This is a genomic window from Nitrospira sp. SG-bin1 (assembly GCA_002083365.1).
In the GTDB taxonomy this organism is placed as follows: domain Bacteria; phylum Nitrospirota; class Nitrospiria; order Nitrospirales; family Nitrospiraceae; genus Nitrospira_D.
In genome coordinates, this window is sequence record LVWS01000004.1 from 1 (window position 1) to 16,838 (window position 16,838).

Consider the following 16,838-nt stretch of genomic DNA (forward strand, 5'->3'; position numbering starts at 1 on the left):
CAGATCGATCACCAGCACGCGTTTGTTCAGGAGGCCATGGAGATAATAGCCGAGTTGACAGGCGATGGCCGATTTCCCCACACCTCCTTTTTCGTTGGCTAGAACCAAAGTTTTCATGCGTCGTTCCTGCGCTTCGGTCCTCGCACGTATCTAATCTGTCACGAACCACAAGATCCAGTGGGCCAGCATCTCCGTCTTCCCATTGCAGCCCATTCTGGGACCCACGGTGTTCTAGAACGGCTGATGGAATGTCTCGTACGAAAACTATTTCCCTCGTGCGCCGGAGCATCCCAACATGGAGGAGACGAAAACTGTTCTACACATTGAAGCGGAATATCCGATCTGCTTCACGGTAGTGAAAGGTGTGCGACGAGTCGTTGTCCCGTTTTCCCTTGGGGCACTTGCGAAATATACCTGTTCAGGTATAATGCGACATGCCTGTTCCCGAGAGGCCGCTCGAATGGGTTGGCAGTAGCTATAAAGACCTGATGGCGTTCCCGGCCGACGTTCGGCGGTTCTTCGGATATGCGCTGTCGCTCGCTCAGGCTGGTGATCACCATGATGCGGCCAAGGTACTGAAGGGCTTCGGCAGCGCCGGTGTGCGTGAAGTGGTCGAAGACGACAGGAGCGGGACGTACCGTGCCGTGTATACCGTGCAGTTCAAAGAAGCGGTCTTCGTGCTGCATTGCTTTCACAAGAAGAGTACGAAGGGAATCGCCACGTCGAAACACGATCTCGCTCTCATCCGCGCCAGGCTGAAAGTGGCCGAGGCACGCGCGAAGGAGTTACGATATGAAGACACGAGTCATTGATGGAGTGGAAGTGCACCGCGGTTCAGGCAATGTCTTCGCTGACTTAGGCCTGCCAGATGCAGACACGCTGCAGATCAAGGCGGGCCTGGTGATTGAAATCCGCAGGGCGCTTCGTGAACAAGGACTGACCCAGCAAGAAGCTGCGACGCGCATGGGGATCACGCAACCGAAGGTGTCCGGCATGATGCGAGGCGACTTCTCTAATCTGTCCGAACGCAAACTGATGGACTGCCTCAATCGGCTGGGCTACGACATCGAGATTAAGATTCGGCCGGCTTCCCAGGCAGTTGGGCATGTGATGCTGACCCTTTCTTGATAGGTGTCTCTCAGGATATGTGGCATCGTACTTTTGAGCGACTATTCTTTTACATGAAGGTGACAGCGGTGGGAATGGACCGGGAGCAAGCTCTCTTTGAGAATCTGAGCAAATTCCCTTGCATAGATGCCTAGGTATTACTCTTTTCCTCTTCAGCCCAGGATAATCCTAGGCCTTTTGCTTCAACCTTGATCAGCTTGGCTAGATAACTTCCCATATTGATTCGTTCTCCACGCGCTTTCCGTTCCTTGACCTCCCCAATGCGAAGCCAGATCCGCGGGTGAGGAACCGCAGCAATCGCTCGCTTCCACCACTTTTCCCACACGTCGGGATCCTTCCGGCGACCTGACAATCCCATAATTTCGTCCAGTAACCGTGCTGCTGAATTACTATCAGTGACTGATGCCGTAGCCGCTGCTGTGCTTGGTTCCGGAAGCGCGGTGAGAAATGGATCGATAACAGGGTCTGAGTCGATGTGAGGTGTCTCCCCCAATTCATATTTGGTTTTTAACTCTGGCAATTGAGCCTCCGTTTTCCACCAAGCTGACCCGGCATCCCAAACAAAGAGAAAGTCTTTCTGATCCCGTACCCCCACCGGCACAATCTGCCAATGCTCTAGGAACCCTCGCGTCACGAGTTCCCGATGGGCCTCAGCAAACTGTTCAATCACTTTAGACTTCGCCATATATTTCTTGATTTGCCAATAGCGCACGAGATCGGAGTATCGCTGTTCTGCATGTCCTTTGCCGAGATAGAAGAGATTATGTAGGAGTTGATGTAACAGCTTCGAGAGTGACCCCTTCATCCCAGTAAATAACGAGTGATCGATTACAAAACAGTTTCCCATCAACAAACTGTCGCGATACCAAGACGCAAGCTCCACCTCGTACTTATCCACCAACTCACCCTTCTTATTCGGTTGCCCAGGTAACACGACCGTTCCAAAGATCTTAAAAACAATCCCCTTGTTGCTGCGTAACCGTTTCCGAGGCAAGGAACCACTCCCTCTTGCTACCTCAGCTACCTCGGTCTTCGTGCGACCCGCTGAAATCATCGTGCCAGCCATCCGTAAAAAGAAGCGATCAACCTCAGCATATGCAGCCCCTGAGGGTTCTTTTCCAGCCGCCTGGAGGATTTCGGCCCCGGAAATTTTCACAATTGGGTCTAACGTTTTCTTCCGCTCGAGCTGCCCAAGCGCCCAGCGTTCAAACCCACGGAAGAGTTCGAGATCCACCGAATTCGGGAGGCCTAAATCTCCGCTCGCATAAATAACCAACGGGATTTTCCGCAGCTCTCCCCGGTAATACACCTCACGCACAACTTCTTTTTCGCGTAGTCCTTCTCTACGGTTCTTGCTTTTGACTTCCCAGAGGGGAATAGAGCCGAGAATGTGTTCTGCAAGTAATAAGACGGGAGCTGTAAGGAGAAATTCTTTCTTTTGAGAATCGGGTACAGTGTGGGAAGGATTTCCTTCCGAAGATGTGACTGAGTCAGCGTGTTCCATCGTAACGTAGATTAATCTTTCGTTAAGCTTTTAACGTAGTAGATTCCCCTGGCTATGTATGATTCTTGGAGAATCAGCTACTTAGCGCCGAAGATCCTTCTGTCACCCATCGAACATTCTCTCAACTATCGTTCTTTTTCGGTCAACTATCGCTTCTCCTCTTCGGTCATCTATCGAACGTTCGGTCAACTATCGAAAACCCTTCGGTCAAGTATCGAAGGCCTGTGGATAACCATGGATGCACGGAGAATCTTCTGAATATGGTACGTGGCAGAGACAGCGCTCTTGCGAATGTGGCGAAAAAGAATAAAAGTCTCTTGTGATCTTTTCGATAGTTGAAAGAAACTTATGGAGGCGACTTGTGGGCGTAATCTTTGGAAAGAATACAAGCTACGCGCCTCTAAGATCAGCCGACGTCGGGTGTTTCGATGGTAAAGGCCATTTCCCTATGGCCAGCCATGGTTTTCGTTTGGGATAGACGGGCGAGGGCTTTTTGGATCGCCTGCTCGGAGCGCGCGATGTCATATTCATGGTTATCGCGAAAACTGATGCGCAAGTTAAAGCCATCAGGCCGCTCTTCGTAGACAACAGACTCATACCCTTTATGCACGCGGGGCTTACGATTGATTTCCTCCTCGAGGCGGCGAGTACTCCATTTCTCTTGGACGAGCCGTTGGGCAAGGCGAAGACACTTCTCCGACGATTTCACACTCGCCAACAGTTCCCCATGCAATGCTCCAAATTCATGCCCAGGTGCATAGAGGAGATCTTGAACCTCCCGGGGGAGATCCAACACTTTCAGCATCCGTGTAATCCGGGCGCGCGAACATTTCAACTGCTTGGCAAGGTCTTCATGGGTCAGGTTATGCCGGTCGATCAATCGAGCAAAGGATCGTGCTTGTTCGAGGACGCCGAGGTCCTGCCGATGTATGTTATCGATGAGCGCAAGATACTCAGCGTCTTGGTCTGAATAATTGCGCACGATTGCCGGAATCGTGGCGCGGCCAAGTGCCCGGCTGGCTTCAGCCCGACGCGCCCCAGCAATAAGTTCGTAGCGTCCATTACTGATGGTACGAACCAGAATAGGATTGATGACGCCGCGCTCACGTATCGACTCCTTCAACTCATTGAGCGCCTCCTCGTCTATCGCGAGGCGGGGCTGATAGGGACTGGCATCCACCCGATCGAGTGGAATCTCCGTGATTCGTTCGTTTGTTCCTGCGCCAAGGACGTTGCGCATACTCTTGGCTTCTTCCTCACGGCGGCGATCATTCGCGACCGGCGATAAAGACTGGTAATGCGCGTCAGGAAGTGAATCACCAATGTCGACTGGCTCACGATCTCGTGACTTCGATTTCATACCCCTATCCCCTCCTCCTCGTCGTTAAGCATCCGGTGGCTTGAGGATTCCCGGCGAATGCTGACCCTCGATCAACAGCTTCATCACTTGGTAGTAATCCCAAGCAGCACGATGATCCGGTGTTAAGCGCTCCACCGGAAGTGCGAGGCGATCATAAAGAGTCTGGCCCCGCATGCCCGATTTGGCAATCGTCGCGTCGATACGAATAGGTGGGAAGATCGGATAGTATTTTTCATACTTATTCTTAATACTCGTGAGCGTAGAATCCGTTACGGCCAGGCGGTGATCGACAGCGACAGGCAAAATGCCGGCAATGGTGGCCCGGATGTCATAGTCCTGCTTCAAGAGGCTGAGGCTCTCGATGACCTGATGGGACCCGACGAAAGACATGTAATCCATCGCGATGGGCACCAGAAGACTATCGACCGTGTGATACACGGACTGCAAAATCGGAGACAGGCCAGGAGGGCTGTCAATGAGGATCAAATCGTAGTGCATGTCCTTGACTGGCGCGAGGGCTTCGCGCAGTTTGCCGACAGTTTCCGCACGATTCCCTGACTGGATCAATTTTGTTTCCGTTTCAGTCAAGGCCTTATCACTAATGATCACGTCCAACGTTCCTTTTTCTGGCCCGGTCCGCACGCCTTTTACAATCACCTCCTCGAGCTTAAACCCATTATCGAGCAGGTCATGCAACGTGGAGTCGTGCTGGATCTTCAGAATATTTCTCAACGACCCTTGAGGATCGCTGTCAACCAGGAGGACGCGTTTTCCGTATAAGGCCGCGGCATGCGCGATGTGAACGGAAGTCGTAGTCTTTCCGACTCCTCCACGTTGATTATGGGGTGCTATGATCATGACTCGCCTCCCTCGTGGGTCCGTTGGGCATCCCGTTGCCTAACTTCTGCCATCCATTTCGTCATTGATGGCCATGCCTTTTCGCTGTTGCATCAGGATCCTGATTTTGTCTACGTCTTCCTGAGTGAACATGCGGTAGGAGTTTCTGGAGTTTCGTCGGGCATCTGGAATTTTTCCTTCTTTAATCCAACGTTTAAGCGTGTCGCGATGAATCCCAAGTGTCTTGGCGGCTTCCGTCATCGTGAGGCCACTATCTGCCCTAGCCTGCTGCTTAATGCGACCAGCCAAGATAGCTGGGGTCTCTTTTTGGCGTTTGTACTTCTTCATGAGGAATGAAAACCTGGGGCAGAAAGTGAATATGCATAACCTAGGGCAACACGCTTGTATCAAAGAGATAAGTCCTTGTCAATGAATTATGTTGGGACGCCTATTCCTGGTTCAGCAAATAACACAGATTTATTGTTACGCGCGTAACATTTTAAAAGAATAAAGAATTACATATTCATTCGATTATAGAAGAATGCGTATTTACCACCTCAACATGAAGGCGGTATACGTTGTTTCTCTTTCACCGCGTTGTATATGGGCGTCATCTATTTAAGAAATGGATTACCTAGTTCGCTTTAGTGAACCAAAAGAATGTATCAACGAGGGGATGGGATGGCTATATCGAGATGGATTTGTGAAATAGGGGGGATTATAGAAGGATAAGTTTATGAATAAGATAACGTGAAGGATGTTACGCGCGTAACGTAATAATCTTTTAAATCTTGTTGAAATGACTCCGTAAGTTTCTGTTGTTACACGCGTAACCTGATGTTGCCACTATACTATATAAGAGAGGACAGCACGTCAGATCGTCGCGTCATCTATACGCAATGAAATAGAGAACATTGATTATTGGTCACGATATTGAAGTGGCTGGGTGAGCCGTTTAGGATTTTGAAACGGGATCGAAGGAGAACATATTGGGATAGTGACGCCGAATATGATGGTACATCGTTCGACGCATCGTCTCATACAAGACGTATTGATGGAACGTGTCCTTGGTGACAACCATCCCGAGCGTGAGCAAATTGTCTTTGACGGTTTCCTCCACGTCAAACCGTTCCTTCGGCTGTAGCGCGAGGTAGGCTTGCTCAAGCGTGGCGCGGTCCTCAGGGCTCAAGCTGAGGAGGCGGTGCTCGATCGACTGGTCGATCATCGATCGGACCTTCACCCGGCTGCGGTGTGGCGACTTTCCAAATGTCCGTTTCTGATAGGTGTACCAGCGGACTTGATACTGTCCTGACGCATGGGCTCCTCCCGAATCCACGACATTCACCAGATCGACAGACGGACTGCTCAACTGTCGAAGCGCGTTGCTGACGGTCTCCTTGCTAAGACCGGTCTTCTTGGTCAGCGCCCGAATCGTGATCCGAACCCGATCCCGTCCACGCGCGAGGGTTTCGCGAATGAGTTGGAGGAACACGCGCTGGGCAGAGACCGGAAGCCCTGTGAGTCCACCATCCAAGTATCGATGGAGAATCGCGATGTAATGAAGCGGAGAGTCGCATGCAGCGCGAATCTCATCGAGAGACAACGCATCACTCTGGACGTCGGTTGGTGGTTCAGGGTCGATCATGCGCGTCTGCTATCTCCATGAGGGATAAAGACGAATGAGAATTAGAATAAGTAGTATTACTGGTTAGTATTTTTGTCCTAGAATACGGAATTGTCGGGAATTCTAGGACAAATGCAGAGCCTTGTCCAGTTCAGAATGAGTTAGGTATCTGGATGGCCACCTTCTCGGATGCCTTGATCTTTCGGAGGGAAGCGGGTAGGGTGGCGGCGGGTGGGGAGAGACCCGGGAAATTGGGCCGGGAAGAAACCTTCTCATGGTATTCGTGGCAGACCCTGCTGCCCGAAGGGACGCGCTGCGAGCTCTGCACGCTCCGCCTACATCTACCATTTATAGAAAAGTGCCGGGCCGGACGGGGGATCCAGGGACCGCGTCGTCTGAAATAGTTCTCCATTTATATACAGAGAGACAGACACCGGAGAGACGGAAGGGAGAGACCCATGGAGCTGGTACCGTTGACTCCTGAGCACGCGCCGCCGGATCGGAGTCCATCCACGGCGTTGGTCCCCTTAGCCACGACCGGGCTTCGACGAGCGGGTGGAGAACCGTCGCCGCTCTGTTTGGCGCTGTCGTCCTCCACGCTCATTGGGCTCCGTGTCTACCTCGATGAGTTCGCCCGACAGCTCACTCAACAAAAGCCAGAGTCGTCGACGGCCAAGACGTACTGGAAACGCGGCCGCTTTTTCATCGCGTGGCTGGAGCAGGGGAGGGACCCACAGCTGCGTCGCCTCGATCGCGCCTGTCTGGAGGCGTATCGCGAGTGGCTCGATCGACGGTTTCCGAATCTCCGCACCAAGAACGGCTATCTCACGGCGGTGCGGCAGTTCCTCGCGTGGCTCGTGCCGCTCCATCCGGGCTTGGTGAATCCCGCCGACTTTGTCCACGGTTGGACGTGCAGTCGGCAACACACACGGCGGCATTTACCCGTGGAAGATGCGAAGGTGTTACTCGCAACTCTGGAGGCTGATCCGCGAAAGTCAGCGGTGCAGCGTGCGCGCAACGTCGCGATGGCGTATCTCATGCTGAAGACGGGATTGCGGACGATTGAAGTCAGTCGAGCCTGTATCGAGCATCTACAAGAACATGTGCCGGGGGAGAAGTGGAAGTTGTGGGTGCATGGGAAGGGCAGAGCGTCGGCCGATGAATCGGTGCAGGTGTTGCGGGAGGTTTATGACAAGATCCAAGCCTATCTGCGGCTTCGACCGGAACCCCTGCAGGGGAGTAATCCGCTGTTTGCCACGACGGCCTGTCATGATCGGGGAGGGGATGTCGTGACGGCAGCTGGAAAGCCCCTGTCGACGCGAGCGATACACCGAATCATTACAGAAGGGCTGCTCTTAGCTGGCGTCAAGAAGCCCGGAATTGTGGTCCATAGTCTTCGGCATTCGACACCGACTTTTGCCTTGCTTAATGATGCCAATCCGACGCGGGTGCAGAAGATGATGCGGCATCAGCACTATGCCACCACGGAGATTTATGTCGAAGAGGTCCAGCGGCTGCTCGAGGGAGCGGAAGATGCGGTGACGCAGATTTAACCCTGAACGATCCTCCCCTGGTTTGAGATGGACTCTCCAGAAGGTTCGCTAAACAAACTGGCGGGGGCGTCTACCGCGAAAGGATTCCGAGGATCTCATCCAGCGGGCGGATAGTACCCAACAGCAATGGATCGCCAAACCGCTTATTGTGATGGTTCTCCTCGACCTTCAATAAGCCGGTCACAAGATTGTTGAAGTCATCAAGTCTCGCCGTCTCAAAATACGTGATGAATCCAGATCGTCCAAGCCAATGTCTTACAGAAGCAGATAGAGCAGGCTGAACCACGAAGAAATGAATTGACCGTCAGCGAGACACGGTTCCATACGCTCGTGGAACGCTCTCCCTTTGGTATCTATGTGGTCGATTCACATCTTCGCATCCTCCTCATGAACGAGACGAGCCAACGTGGCGCCTTTCGCAACGTCCATCCGATCCTGGGACGGGATCTCGGCGAAGCCATGCGGATTCTGTGGCCCGGAATCGATGGCCGCAGAGATTATGGCTATTGTTCGGCACACCTTGGAGACAGGTGAGCCCTATTACTCCAACAAATTCCTTCATGCACGGGCTGATGTTCATCAGATGGAGGCCTATGAATGGCAACTTCATCGTGTGACCATGCCGGACGGACGAGATGGGGCATCTGTTACTTCTTTGATTCGACAAAACTGAGACATACCGAGGAGGCGCTACGCGAGGCACAAGTGCAACTGCAACGGTGGAACGTTGAGCTGGAAGAGGCGGTGCACGCAAAAACCGTTGAGGTACTTGAGTCTCAAGAGCAATTGTGCCGGCTGGCGACGGAACTGAATCTGGCCGAGCAGCGCAAGCGGAAACGCTTCGCCACCGAGCTACATGATCATTTGCATGCAACAGATGTTGGTTGTGGGAAAGCTGAGAATCGGCCAGGGCAGGTCCGTGGGGATCGGTCTGCCGGAATGTGAGCAGGCCCTCCAGAACGTTGATGACATCTTGTCCGATGCACTGACATACAGCCGGACGCTCGTGGCAGAGCTGAGCCCGTCGGTGCTGCACGAGTTTGGGCTATCTGCCGCCCTGCGTTGCGAGAGCAGATGAAACGGTTCGCTCTCACCGCCACGGTTCAGATTGAGACCCCAGAGGAGTTACAACTCATCGAGGATCGTGCCACTGATGTCGGGCTTGGCCCTCGAACTCCGGATCTATGCGCCATGCTTGGACTGGCCGGAACGGTTCGGTGGATTTCTCCAAGAGGTTGAGCAGGCGGAGGCCCCACTCACCTTTGCACAATTGGTCGACGGAGCCTGTGTATCGCGGACACGCTGGATGAGCCGCTGAACCATCAGCACTGAATGGGATGTGGGCCGAGCGGACTCACACAAGAACGTGCGTCGGTGTTCCACTTCTCACCTCTGTCGTGCGGGCGCTGCTGTGCAAAAGCTGTCCCATAACTTATCCCTCCGGAGCCAGCTGTAAAGTACACCAGCCCACCGTCGGACTAAACATCTCGTACCCCTGTTACTGTTTCTTCCGGGCTATAGTTCATCAAGCGTAGCTGCTCGGTGTTTGCAAATCGATTCTCAGAATGTCCACCGAGCCCCGGCTTGCCAGAGCGCCGGAAGGCCTGGATAGATACCTCGGGTACGGTCCATAATGACATCTTGCCCGAGCATATTCTTCCCCGTGAAGAAAAAGGTCGTGTTGATCTTCTTCACGTGTTGATTGACCGAGGCGTTCAGCATGCACCAGCCCCGCACGATCCCGCGCTGTCCGCTCGGCGTGGGAATCACCGTGTTGCGGTCGTCTGAGAATTGATCGCTGACGCACTGGGTTTCCACCCTCGCGTTAAATGGGCCGAGGTTGAAGGCTCGGTTGGCATAGCCGATCCCCGCTGAAATCAAATGTTCCGGAGAGTAGGGAAGGCGATTGCCGCTGGTGTTGAAAATCGCTGGCTCACCGGGTAACAGAGCTGCACCGGTGATGGAACTATTACGGGCTCCTCGGAAATCTGCTTGCGCAACCCAGGTATAGTTGAAATCAAGAGTGACATCTTCATCGTCATTCCGTCCGGTCACGGCGTCTAAGATGTCCATCTGCGCGGCAACCTCAGCTCCGCGATGTTGCGTTTTGCCCGCACTGGTCAAGGTCGCACCGATACCGCCCGCCACTGATTGAGAGATGATCTGATTGGAGAAATCAATCTGGTAGCCGGTAATGGAATACCCAAACCATGGAGCGAGGTTCCCCCTCACGCCTAACTCGTAGGTCCAATTCAATTCCGGGCCAAGATCGACAACTTGTCCGGTGCCGGTGATGGCGTCGGAAATCTGCGGCGGCGCCATGCCACGATGGGCGCCGAAAAAGAACGTGTTGTTCTTGAAGGGGGAATAGGTCACTCCTACACCCGGTAATACTTCGGTGAAGTTGGTTTTGCCGTAGACTCCTTGCCCGTTGTTGGCCAACCGATTTGTTTGATCGTAGCTGATGTGTTCGACGCGGAATCCGGGTGTCACCGTAAATGGGCCAAAGAACAACCGCTCTTGAGCAAAAAAAGCATAGGCGTTGGTCGTGCGAAGATTATTCTCTCCCAGGCATGTGTTTGTGGTCCCGATGGTGCCTACGCAGCTGGAAAATGCACCAGTACCCGAGAGGAGGTTTCGAAGCTGTTTTCGGTCCGACTGTTCGAACATATACCGCGCCCCAAAATCTGCCTCGCCTTTGATCCCCAACAGGGAGTGGAGATAATGAAAGCGGGGCTCGACCCCCCACACCCAATACTCCCGCTCGTTTGTGAAGCGTTGGTTGGCCGGGATGACGCTAAAGGCGGTCGCGGGTAGAGTATTACCGAGTTGCACACCGCCGACAGGGGCACCATTTGCGTCCACACCCTGTTGGGCCTGTCGTGACCAGTCTCGCTGAATGTAATGACCGAAGAGGTTGATGGTCGAGGTCAGGTTGGCCGTGAACATATGGTTCACCGCCACGTGATACCCGAGCCGCAGAAACTCGAAACGATCGTTGGTGAAGAGGGTCTGCCGATCTTCACCTCGGATCGCCCAATCCGCTTGCGTCAGGCCCTGGTAGCCGATTCCCGAATTTTCGCGATAGTAGTTGAACTTCGCCAGAATCTGCGTCCGATCGCTCAATTCCTGAACGGTCTTGAACGTCAGGTCGTCCACCCTGGCGCGGATGTTGGTGAAGCGGGGCGTGTCGGTCTGATAGTGAGTGTAATCGACCAGATAACCGCCTTTCCCCCAGGTGCCTCCATAGTCGAAGTGGGTATTCAGGTAGTTCAGGTTGCCGCCCCACACCTGGAAATGTCCTTCCGGCGTCGTCGGTGGCATGCGGGTTATCAGATTGATGACGCCTCCGATCGTTTGGGGGCCGTAGAGGAGTTGGCCGCTGCCTTTCAATACTTCGATTCGGTCGAATCGGAAGATCGGCGGAAAATAATATGACGACGGATCCGCGTAAGGCATCAGCATGATCGGAACGCCATCCTCCATGATGTGGACTTTTCTGCTGCGGGTCGGGTCCAAGCCACGGATGCCGATATTCGGCCTGATCCCTAAGCCATCCTCGTCCCGCACATGAACACCAGGGACCTCTCGCAGCGCTTCATTGATCGTGAATCGATGGTTGTTCTGGATGGACTCAGAGGTGATGACCTTCCCCGATCCGGGGATATGGTCGAGAGCCGTCGGAGAGGTCCCGATAATCTCAGTTAAGGGAATCTTCAGCGGCTTGGAATCGGCCGACGTTTGCTCAACCGAGCTCTCCTCTGTGGTCGTCGTCGAAGGCGTATCCTGAACCTCGTTCTCTGTGGAAGGTTTCTGGGATGGCGCTTTCTCTGTCGTAGTGGTCTGCTGTGGAGACGGTTCTTCAGCACTCACGGGAAGGGGGCTTGTGAAAGCGACCATCAGCGAAAGGCCGAAGATAATAATGTTAGTTCTTATTCTCAATTTCAAAAACGACCTGTTCACGCACGTCCTCCTTGCGCGATGGGCTCTTCATGGCCTCTAGGGGTGAATAATACTGAAGCTTCCGCTATAGAAAAGCGAAAAGCATAGAATGTTGAACGGTCACGTTTCCACGAATAAGACAGTCGAGTCGACTCGCATTTTCATTCACGTTAAAACGCCACCTACCGAAGTGAATAACTGATCGGCATAAGGATCGCGACTTGTGGTTTCCCTAAAGGCTGATCCAATTTAATCGGTGAGGCCTTTTTGAGGGTTTCCATTGCATCGTTATCCAGAATGGACCGGCCGGAGCTTTCTTGTACATCAACCATCAACACTTGACCGTCGTCTTTGATGACGGCTCTGAGCACCACCTTGCCTTCCCAACGATTCATCCGTGCCATGACGGGGTAGTTCTTCAGCTCATCGATTCGCCCGAGCAACGCTCTCATGAGCCATCCGTAGTCTGCCTTGGCTGCTGGTGCTGTTTTGAGGGGGGCTGCTGAAGCCACGATCTGTTCGGCGCTGGGTTGCTGCGTTGGTGACTCCTGGGCGAGAGGTTGCGGGGGGACCGGTTCCGCGACTGGCGTGGCGGTTTCGTTTGAGACTTCCTCCTTCGTCGGTGGAGGCACTTCCTCCACGACTCTATCCTGCGTCACGACCGGAACCATCGTCTGGATGACTTCTTGAGGTGGGACGGCTTGTGCGATGACGGTCGAAGCTGTTTGATTGACCGGGGTCGTTTCCGTAAAGTCTGGGCGTGAGGAAGTCTCCTGCTGAACAGGTTTCGCTGCCACTTCGCGGGGTATAGACCGAGGCTTCACAGATTGCGGTTTCGAGGGCAGCTCGGGTTTACTTTCAGGAAGAGCATCTGTTGTCGGGTGGGAAACTGGTGATTCAACCAATGCCACGTTCCACTGATAGGAGTCTGGCTCAACCGATAGCGTTAGCCCTGACATCAGAACCACAGCACAGGCACCCATCATCGCATGGAACAATACGGAGTAGACCCACCCCTGACGATGCAGGTAAGTGTGACCAGGATAGTTGTCGAAAATAGGGGTCATGATTTTACCACTTCAAGGCTGACCTGTCCGAAGCCCAGGCTTTTCAACTCATCAACCACCTGGACGAACCGTTCCAGGATCGTGACTTTGTCGGCGCGGACGACAACCAATGATTCTCTCGGTTGCCGCTCAAGCACGATTCGCAATCCATTTTCAGGGACAGCGGAATCGTTCAGGTACATCTCCCCTTGCGAGGTCAGCGTAATCACGACCGGCACGTCTTTCCTATCTGCAGCTTCGGTTGCTTTGGCCAAATCGACTGGAATTTGACCGGTACTGATGAACGTCGCCGTCGTCAAAACGATCACTAATAAGACGAGCATGACGTCAACCAAGGGGATGACGTTGATTTGGTTCAATTCATCATCCATGTTGATGGTGCGCTTGATACAGGGTGATGAGTTCAGCGACGCGTCTTCGGAGGGCGTTGTTCATCACCACGCAGGGGATAGCTACCAACAGCCCTACGGCAGTGGCTTTGAGTGCAAGGCTTAACCCGACCATGATAGAGCTGACGGCGATGGTCTTGGAAGTCCCCATGGTATGAAAGGTCAGCATAATTCCGAGGACGGTTCCCAAGAGCCCGATGTAGGGAGCATTAGCCGCCACCGTCCCGATAATGACCAACCGTTTGGTGAGGGCGATTTCGAAGAGCTGTTGATTAGGGTAGTGAGAAAGATCAATTCGTCGGTAAAACTGCCAGCGCTCGAAGGCCACGGCCATGGCCCACACGCTTAAGACGAACAACAGGCCAATAATTCCATAATCGACGATTTCTTTTAGGGCATCCATGACGGCATTCCTTGAGGTCAATCATTCTTGATAATGCTTCTCAATACCATCAACTCTTTGATCCTGTCAAGGGCCGTCGTACAGCACGGTAAGGTGGCCAAGTTCAATAGCCCATCTTCAGTGCAAAGGTGACCGTTGCCGGCTGACCGACCTTTGTGGCTGCCACTTCTGATTCATAAATATCAGCGTAGATCCAGACCGTGGAGATCTTACGAGGGTCGAAGGACACCGTGGCGCTTCCGACCCGAACTGAGTGCACATGCACACCGTTTAAGGTCTTCAATGTCTCGGTAATTTCTTCAACACAGTGCCCGCATGTCATACTGTCAATCTGTACCGTCAATGGCTGCATGACCAACTCCTTTTCGTTTGAGGGGATATGAGTCGATTGATTCGCCTCGTACACCTCCACAGACGGGAGGAGGCACCGGATATTACAGTGCAGCGGCAAAGAGAGGGGAATCTCGCGAGGCCCTTAGGATTCATTGCAAGTGCAGTTGAGACAACCATGCGTGCTACACACGCCGCATGAGTTCTCCAAAGTCTGTCGTAAAGCCTGCCGGGCGCGATGAAGGCGAACCGTTGCATTATTGGGCGTAATTTGCAGGTCTTTCGCGACTAGTGAGACGGTTTCTCCCGCCAAATCAATCCGTCGGATCATGTCAGAATAGCCTGGACGAAGGACCGAGATGGCGTCATCCAGGCAGCGGCATACCGTCGCTTTGACCTCATCCAGCGACGGTACATGGTCGTCGGCTAAGACCTGAGTTTGTTCCAGAAAATCGCCTCGTCTGGCTTTCTCGGATGCTTGTGAACGATAGGAATCGATCACGGTATTGCGAAGTATGCGATAAAACCACGGGACGACGCTTGCTTCATTGTTCAGCGAATGCTGTTGCTGGATAGCCTTCACCAAGCTCTGCTGAAGGAGGTCCTGGACCATGAAGTCATCCTCCACCCGGCGGCGCAAGAATGCCTCGAAGAGGGATCGATTCTCTGTGAGTCGATGAATGACGGAGTCGGCATCAGAAGACAAGCCGTGTGGTTCCTTCTTTGGAGTAGTCATGGGAACGCCCTTTCTTTACCGAATGTATCGTATTATACGCGTAGTCCTCCGCGCATGTCGGTGGGAATTCAGTCTACTTGTGTGTGCAATTCCTGTTCGCGAGATTTACAAGATCTGCGCAGCGAGCTCTGCGCGATAGAAGAATAGACATAGGCTTGAGCTTGACGTGTCTGGTGGGATTGAGGCAAGCTAACGCGCTATGAACGGTTGGATACTCGCCAAGGTGAGGATGCGGTTCTTTAGCCTGGTCCTGCTCTTCGCCCTCTGTCAGATCGTCGGGACCATGTGTACAGTTCCGGATCTATCCTTGGCCGACGATACGGCACAGCTGGATGAAGAGATGAACCATATGGCCTGTCCGATGGACGGGATCCTCATGTGTCCGCCATCGCTTATCGCGTCGCCCGAGCGTCAGATAAAGAACAGCATGGTCGTGGTAGTTGATCCTGTTCTGTCTCTCGTCAGGGGTCCGGAAGTACCCAAGAGCATCCCTGTTGAGATGATATGGTCTTGGAGTCGCGCGTATTCCTCGGTTCCCATCTCGATAAGCTCCTCCTCGGTTCTCCGAATCTGATCGGACATCTCCGGTTTCGCCGTCCGCTGTTGGGGTGCTGAAGCGCAGCGGGCAGTGATGTCTTTTACCGTGGGAGGTGCGCCGTGAGACAAACTCATCGCTCTCTTGTATTCTCGCGAGTATCGGTTGCGTGGCTGATTACACTGACGCTGCTTCTGCCGTGGCCGGTCAGCGCGGCCGACGAAACGGCCGAACCCCGCTTGGATCTTGCCGGTCTCATTCGAGAATTTGAAGCCGCGAATCCTGAAATCAAGGCGGCGCGTCAGCGCTGGGAATCCGCCAAGGCGGTTGTGCCACAAGTGCAGACCTTACCGGACCCGAGACTTCAACTGGGCTATCAACGCATGCCGATGGTGCCTCCCGTGGTGGAGGGAGCGATGTATGGAGTCGGGCAAGAGATTCCTTTTCCGGGGAAACTCAAGCTGAAGGGAGAAGTGGCGCAACGTGACGCCGAACGGTTGGAACAGGAATACAATGCCATCCGCTTGAGGCTGGTGGCCGCACTGAAAGAGGCCTACTACAGCCTGCACTTCGTCCATAAGAGCATCGACATCGTGGAGAGGAACAAAGCGTTGCTGATGCAATTCGAGAAGACGGCGAAGGCTCGATATAGTGTTGGCCAAGCCGCCCAACAGGATGTGTTCCGGGCCCAAGTCGAAATTTCACGTGTTCTGGATCGGCTGGCCGTCCTCGACCAGCAGAAGGAGAGCCTTCACGCGGCGATTAATCGTCTCCTGAATCGTCCACCCGCCGGTCCCCTCGGGACGCCGGAGGAGATCCATGTCGTGCTGTTGACGGTGCCTTTGCCGGAACTGAGCCAGCGAGCCGAGGATTTCTCACCGATTTTGAAAGCCTCCGCGAAAGGGGTGGAACGTGGGGAACAAGCGGTCTCCCTTGCACGCCGGCAGTACTTCCCGGATTTCGATATCACGGCCTTGGGGCTCCGCAACGACAAGATCAACGATAACGGCTATCAGGTGATGCTCGGGATTAAAATTCCGCTCTTTTATCAAACGAAGCAACGCCAAGGAGTGAGGGAGGCGGTGGCCGGCTTAAACAGTGCGCACGAGGATCTGACGGCTACGCGCCAGGAGGTGTTGTTCCAAGTGAAGGATTCATTCGTCCAGGCTCAGCGAGCGGAGCGGCTCGTGATGATCCTGCGTGATGCGATCATTCCACAGGCTACCCTTGCGTTGCGGGCTGCGCAAGCGAGCTACGCCGTTGGCAAAGTGGATTTTCTCACGCTCCTGAACAGCCTTTTGACGTTGCAGGAAAGTGAGTTGGAGCTCCATGGAGAGATGGTCTCCCATGAGAAAGCGCTCGCGCGGTTGGAAGCCGTAACCGGTGGGCCTTTGACCGGGGTCGTCCAAGAGAGAACCCAGGGCCAATGA

At 53.7% G+C, this 16,838-nt stretch carries 21 protein-coding genes; 9 read left to right on the forward strand and 12 right to left on the reverse strand.

Annotated features, from left to right (window positions below; all coding sequences use genetic code 11):
- The first annotated feature begins 434 nt into the window (after positions 1-434).
- On the forward strand, positions 435-812 hold the full coding sequence (locus A4E19_20945; protein ID OQW37713.1) for an addiction module toxin RelE: 378 nt from the start codon (positions 435-437) through the stop codon (positions 810-812).
- Positions 793-1,128: an XRE family transcriptional regulator gene (locus A4E19_20950; protein ID OQW37714.1), complete on the forward strand. Its 336-nt coding sequence runs from the start codon at positions 793-795 to the stop codon at positions 1,126-1,128. Before A4E19_20945 ends, A4E19_20950 begins: the two co-directional genes overlap by 20 nt.
- Before the next feature lie 130 nt (positions 1,129-1,258).
- On the opposite strand, the gene A4E19_20955 is transcribed toward A4E19_20950, so the two are convergent.
- On the reverse strand, positions 1,259-2,632 hold the full coding sequence (locus A4E19_20955) for a hypothetical protein (GenBank protein OQW37715.1): 1,374 nt from the start codon (positions 2,630-2,632) through the stop codon (positions 1,259-1,261).
- A 54-nt stretch (positions 2,633-2,686) separates the two neighbouring features.
- Between A4E19_20955 and A4E19_20960 the strand changes: the two genes are divergently transcribed.
- On the forward strand, positions 2,687-2,890 hold the full coding sequence (locus A4E19_20960) for a hypothetical protein (GenBank protein ID OQW37716.1): 204 nt from the start codon (positions 2,687-2,689) through the stop codon (positions 2,888-2,890).
- A gap of 148 nt (positions 2,891-3,038) precedes the next feature.
- Here the strand turns inward: A4E19_20960 and A4E19_20965 are convergent, their stop codons facing one another.
- The 4 genes from A4E19_20965 to A4E19_20980 all read right to left on the reverse strand — a co-directional run bounded on the left by A4E19_20965 (position 3,039) and on the right by A4E19_20980 (position 6,474).
- Positions 3,039-3,992: a hypothetical protein gene (locus tag A4E19_20965; protein OQW37717.1), complete on the reverse strand. Its 954-nt coding sequence runs from the start codon at positions 3,990-3,992 to the stop codon at positions 3,039-3,041.
- 24 nt (positions 3,993-4,016) lie between these two features.
- Positions 4,017-4,850 (reverse strand): hypothetical protein, encoded by an 834-nt coding sequence (locus tag A4E19_20970; protein ID OQW37718.1) that lies wholly within the window; start codon positions 4,848-4,850, stop codon positions 4,017-4,019.
- A 39-nt stretch (positions 4,851-4,889) separates the two neighbouring features.
- Complete coding sequence (locus A4E19_20975) at positions 4,890-5,177, reverse strand: hypothetical protein (protein OQW37719.1); 288 nt, start codon at positions 5,175-5,177, stop codon at positions 4,890-4,892.
- A 607-nt stretch (positions 5,178-5,784) separates the two neighbouring features.
- A complete protein-coding gene (locus A4E19_20980) occupies positions 5,785-6,474 on the reverse strand; it encodes a hypothetical protein (protein ID OQW37720.1) in 690 nt (229 codons plus the stop codon).
- A 152-nt stretch (positions 6,475-6,626) separates the two neighbouring features.
- Here A4E19_20980 and A4E19_20985 point away from each other — a divergent pair, with 152 nt between their 5' ends.
- Complete coding sequence (locus tag A4E19_20985; protein OQW37721.1) at positions 6,627-6,857, forward strand: hypothetical protein; 231 nt, start codon at positions 6,627-6,629, stop codon at positions 6,855-6,857.
- A 54-nt stretch (positions 6,858-6,911) separates the two neighbouring features.
- On the forward strand, positions 6,912-8,006 hold the full coding sequence (locus A4E19_20990) for a hypothetical protein (protein ID OQW37722.1): 1,095 nt from the start codon (positions 6,912-6,914) through the stop codon (positions 8,004-8,006).
- Positions 8,007-8,076: 70 nt separating this feature from the next.
- Here A4E19_20990 and A4E19_20995 read toward each other — a convergent pair whose 3' ends face one another.
- The gene (locus A4E19_20995) at positions 8,077-8,292 is read right to left on the reverse strand and encodes a hypothetical protein (GenBank protein ID OQW37723.1); all 216 of its coding nucleotides are present in this window, start codon (positions 8,290-8,292) and stop codon (positions 8,077-8,079) included.
- An 11-nt stretch (positions 8,293-8,303) separates the two neighbouring features.
- Between A4E19_20995 and A4E19_21000 the strand changes: the two genes are divergently transcribed.
- Together A4E19_21000 and A4E19_21005 are read left to right on the forward strand one after the other, a co-directional pair.
- Positions 8,304-8,540 carry a hypothetical protein gene (locus A4E19_21000; protein OQW37724.1) on the forward strand — a complete coding sequence of 79 codons (237 nt, stop codon included), beginning with the start codon at positions 8,304-8,306 and terminating at the stop codon, positions 8,538-8,540.
- 63 nt (positions 8,541-8,603) lie between these two features.
- Positions 8,604-8,951 (forward strand): hypothetical protein, encoded by a 348-nt coding sequence (locus tag A4E19_21005; protein ID OQW37725.1) that lies wholly within the window; start codon positions 8,604-8,606, stop codon positions 8,949-8,951.
- A gap of 615 nt (positions 8,952-9,566) precedes the next feature.
- Here the strand turns inward: A4E19_21005 and A4E19_21010 are convergent.
- The 6 genes from A4E19_21010 to A4E19_21035 form a co-directional block, all read right to left on the reverse strand.
- A complete protein-coding gene (locus tag A4E19_21010; protein ID OQW37726.1) occupies positions 9,567-11,969 on the reverse strand; it encodes a hypothetical protein in 2,403 nt (800 codons plus the stop codon).
- 161 nt (positions 11,970-12,130) lie between these two features.
- Positions 12,131-12,745, reverse strand: coding sequence for a hypothetical protein (locus A4E19_21015; GenBank protein OQW37727.1), 615 nt, complete (start codon positions 12,743-12,745; stop codon positions 12,131-12,133).
- Between the two features lie 266 nt (positions 12,746-13,011).
- Positions 13,012-13,386 carry a hypothetical protein gene (locus tag A4E19_21020; protein OQW37728.1) on the reverse strand — a complete coding sequence of 125 codons (375 nt, stop codon included), beginning with the start codon at positions 13,384-13,386 and terminating at the stop codon, positions 13,012-13,014.
- On the reverse strand, positions 13,379-13,807 hold the full coding sequence (locus A4E19_21025; protein OQW37729.1) for a TonB-system energizer ExbB: 429 nt from the start codon (positions 13,805-13,807) through the stop codon (positions 13,379-13,381). The genes A4E19_21020 and A4E19_21025 overlap by 8 nt, the downstream gene beginning before the upstream one ends.
- Positions 13,808-13,910: 103 nt before the next feature.
- Entirely contained in the window at positions 13,911-14,159 is a 249-nt protein-coding gene (locus A4E19_21030; protein OQW37730.1) for a hypothetical protein, read from the reverse strand.
- Positions 14,160-14,282: 123 nt separating this feature from the next.
- Positions 14,283-14,843 carry a hypothetical protein gene (locus A4E19_21035; protein OQW37731.1) on the reverse strand — a complete coding sequence of 187 codons (561 nt, stop codon included), beginning with the start codon at positions 14,841-14,843 and terminating at the stop codon, positions 14,283-14,285.
- Positions 14,844-15,072: 229 nt separating this feature from the next.
- Between A4E19_21035 and A4E19_21040 the strand changes: the two genes are divergently transcribed.
- Both A4E19_21040 and A4E19_21045 read left to right on the forward strand, forming a co-directional pair.
- A complete protein-coding gene (locus A4E19_21040) occupies positions 15,073-15,447 on the forward strand; it encodes a hypothetical protein (GenBank protein ID OQW37732.1) in 375 nt (124 codons plus the stop codon).
- 143 nt (positions 15,448-15,590) lie between these two features.
- Positions 15,591-16,838, forward strand: coding sequence for a hypothetical protein (locus A4E19_21045; GenBank protein OQW37733.1), 1,248 nt, complete (start codon positions 15,591-15,593; stop codon positions 16,836-16,838).

Excerpts from the sequence above, each read along its gene's own strand:
- A4E19_20945 (OQW37713.1), top strand. The coding sequence starts at position 435 with ATGCCTGTTCCCGAGAGGCCGCTCGAATGGGTTGGCAGTAGCTATAAA.
- A4E19_20950 (OQW37714.1), top strand. The coding sequence starts at position 793 with ATGAAGACACGAGTCATTGATGGAGTGGAAGTGCACCGCGGTTCAGGC.
- A4E19_20955 (OQW37715.1), bottom strand. The coding sequence starts at position 2,632 with ATGGAACACGCTGACTCAGTCACATCTTCGGAAGGAAATCCTTCCCAC.
- A4E19_20960 (OQW37716.1), top strand. The coding sequence starts at position 2,687 with ATGTATGATTCTTGGAGAATCAGCTACTTAGCGCCGAAGATCCTTCTG.
- A4E19_20965 (OQW37717.1), bottom strand. The coding sequence starts at position 3,992 with ATGAAATCGAAGTCACGAGATCGTGAGCCAGTCGACATTGGTGATTCA.
- A4E19_20970 (OQW37718.1), bottom strand. The coding sequence starts at position 4,850 with ATGATCATAGCACCCCATAATCAACGTGGAGGAGTCGGAAAGACTACG.
- A4E19_20975 (OQW37719.1), bottom strand. The coding sequence starts at position 5,177 with ATGAAGAAGTACAAACGCCAAAAAGAGACCCCAGCTATCTTGGCTGGT.
- A4E19_20980 (OQW37720.1), bottom strand. The coding sequence starts at position 6,474 with ATGATCGACCCTGAACCACCAACCGACGTCCAGAGTGATGCGTTGTCT.
- A4E19_20985 (OQW37721.1), top strand. The coding sequence starts at position 6,627 with ATGGCCACCTTCTCGGATGCCTTGATCTTTCGGAGGGAAGCGGGTAGG.
- A4E19_20990 (OQW37722.1), top strand. The coding sequence starts at position 6,912 with ATGGAGCTGGTACCGTTGACTCCTGAGCACGCGCCGCCGGATCGGAGT.
- A4E19_21005 (OQW37725.1), top strand. The coding sequence starts at position 8,604 with ATGGCAACTTCATCGTGTGACCATGCCGGACGGACGAGATGGGGCATC.
- A4E19_21020 (OQW37728.1), bottom strand. The coding sequence starts at position 13,386 with ATGGATGATGAATTGAACCAAATCAACGTCATCCCCTTGGTTGACGTC.
- A4E19_21025 (OQW37729.1), bottom strand. The coding sequence starts at position 13,807 with ATGGATGCCCTAAAAGAAATCGTCGATTATGGAATTATTGGCCTGTTG.
- A4E19_21030 (OQW37730.1), bottom strand. The coding sequence starts at position 14,159 with ATGCAGCCATTGACGGTACAGATTGACAGTATGACATGCGGGCACTGT.
- A4E19_21040 (OQW37732.1), top strand. The coding sequence starts at position 15,073 with ATGAACGGTTGGATACTCGCCAAGGTGAGGATGCGGTTCTTTAGCCTG.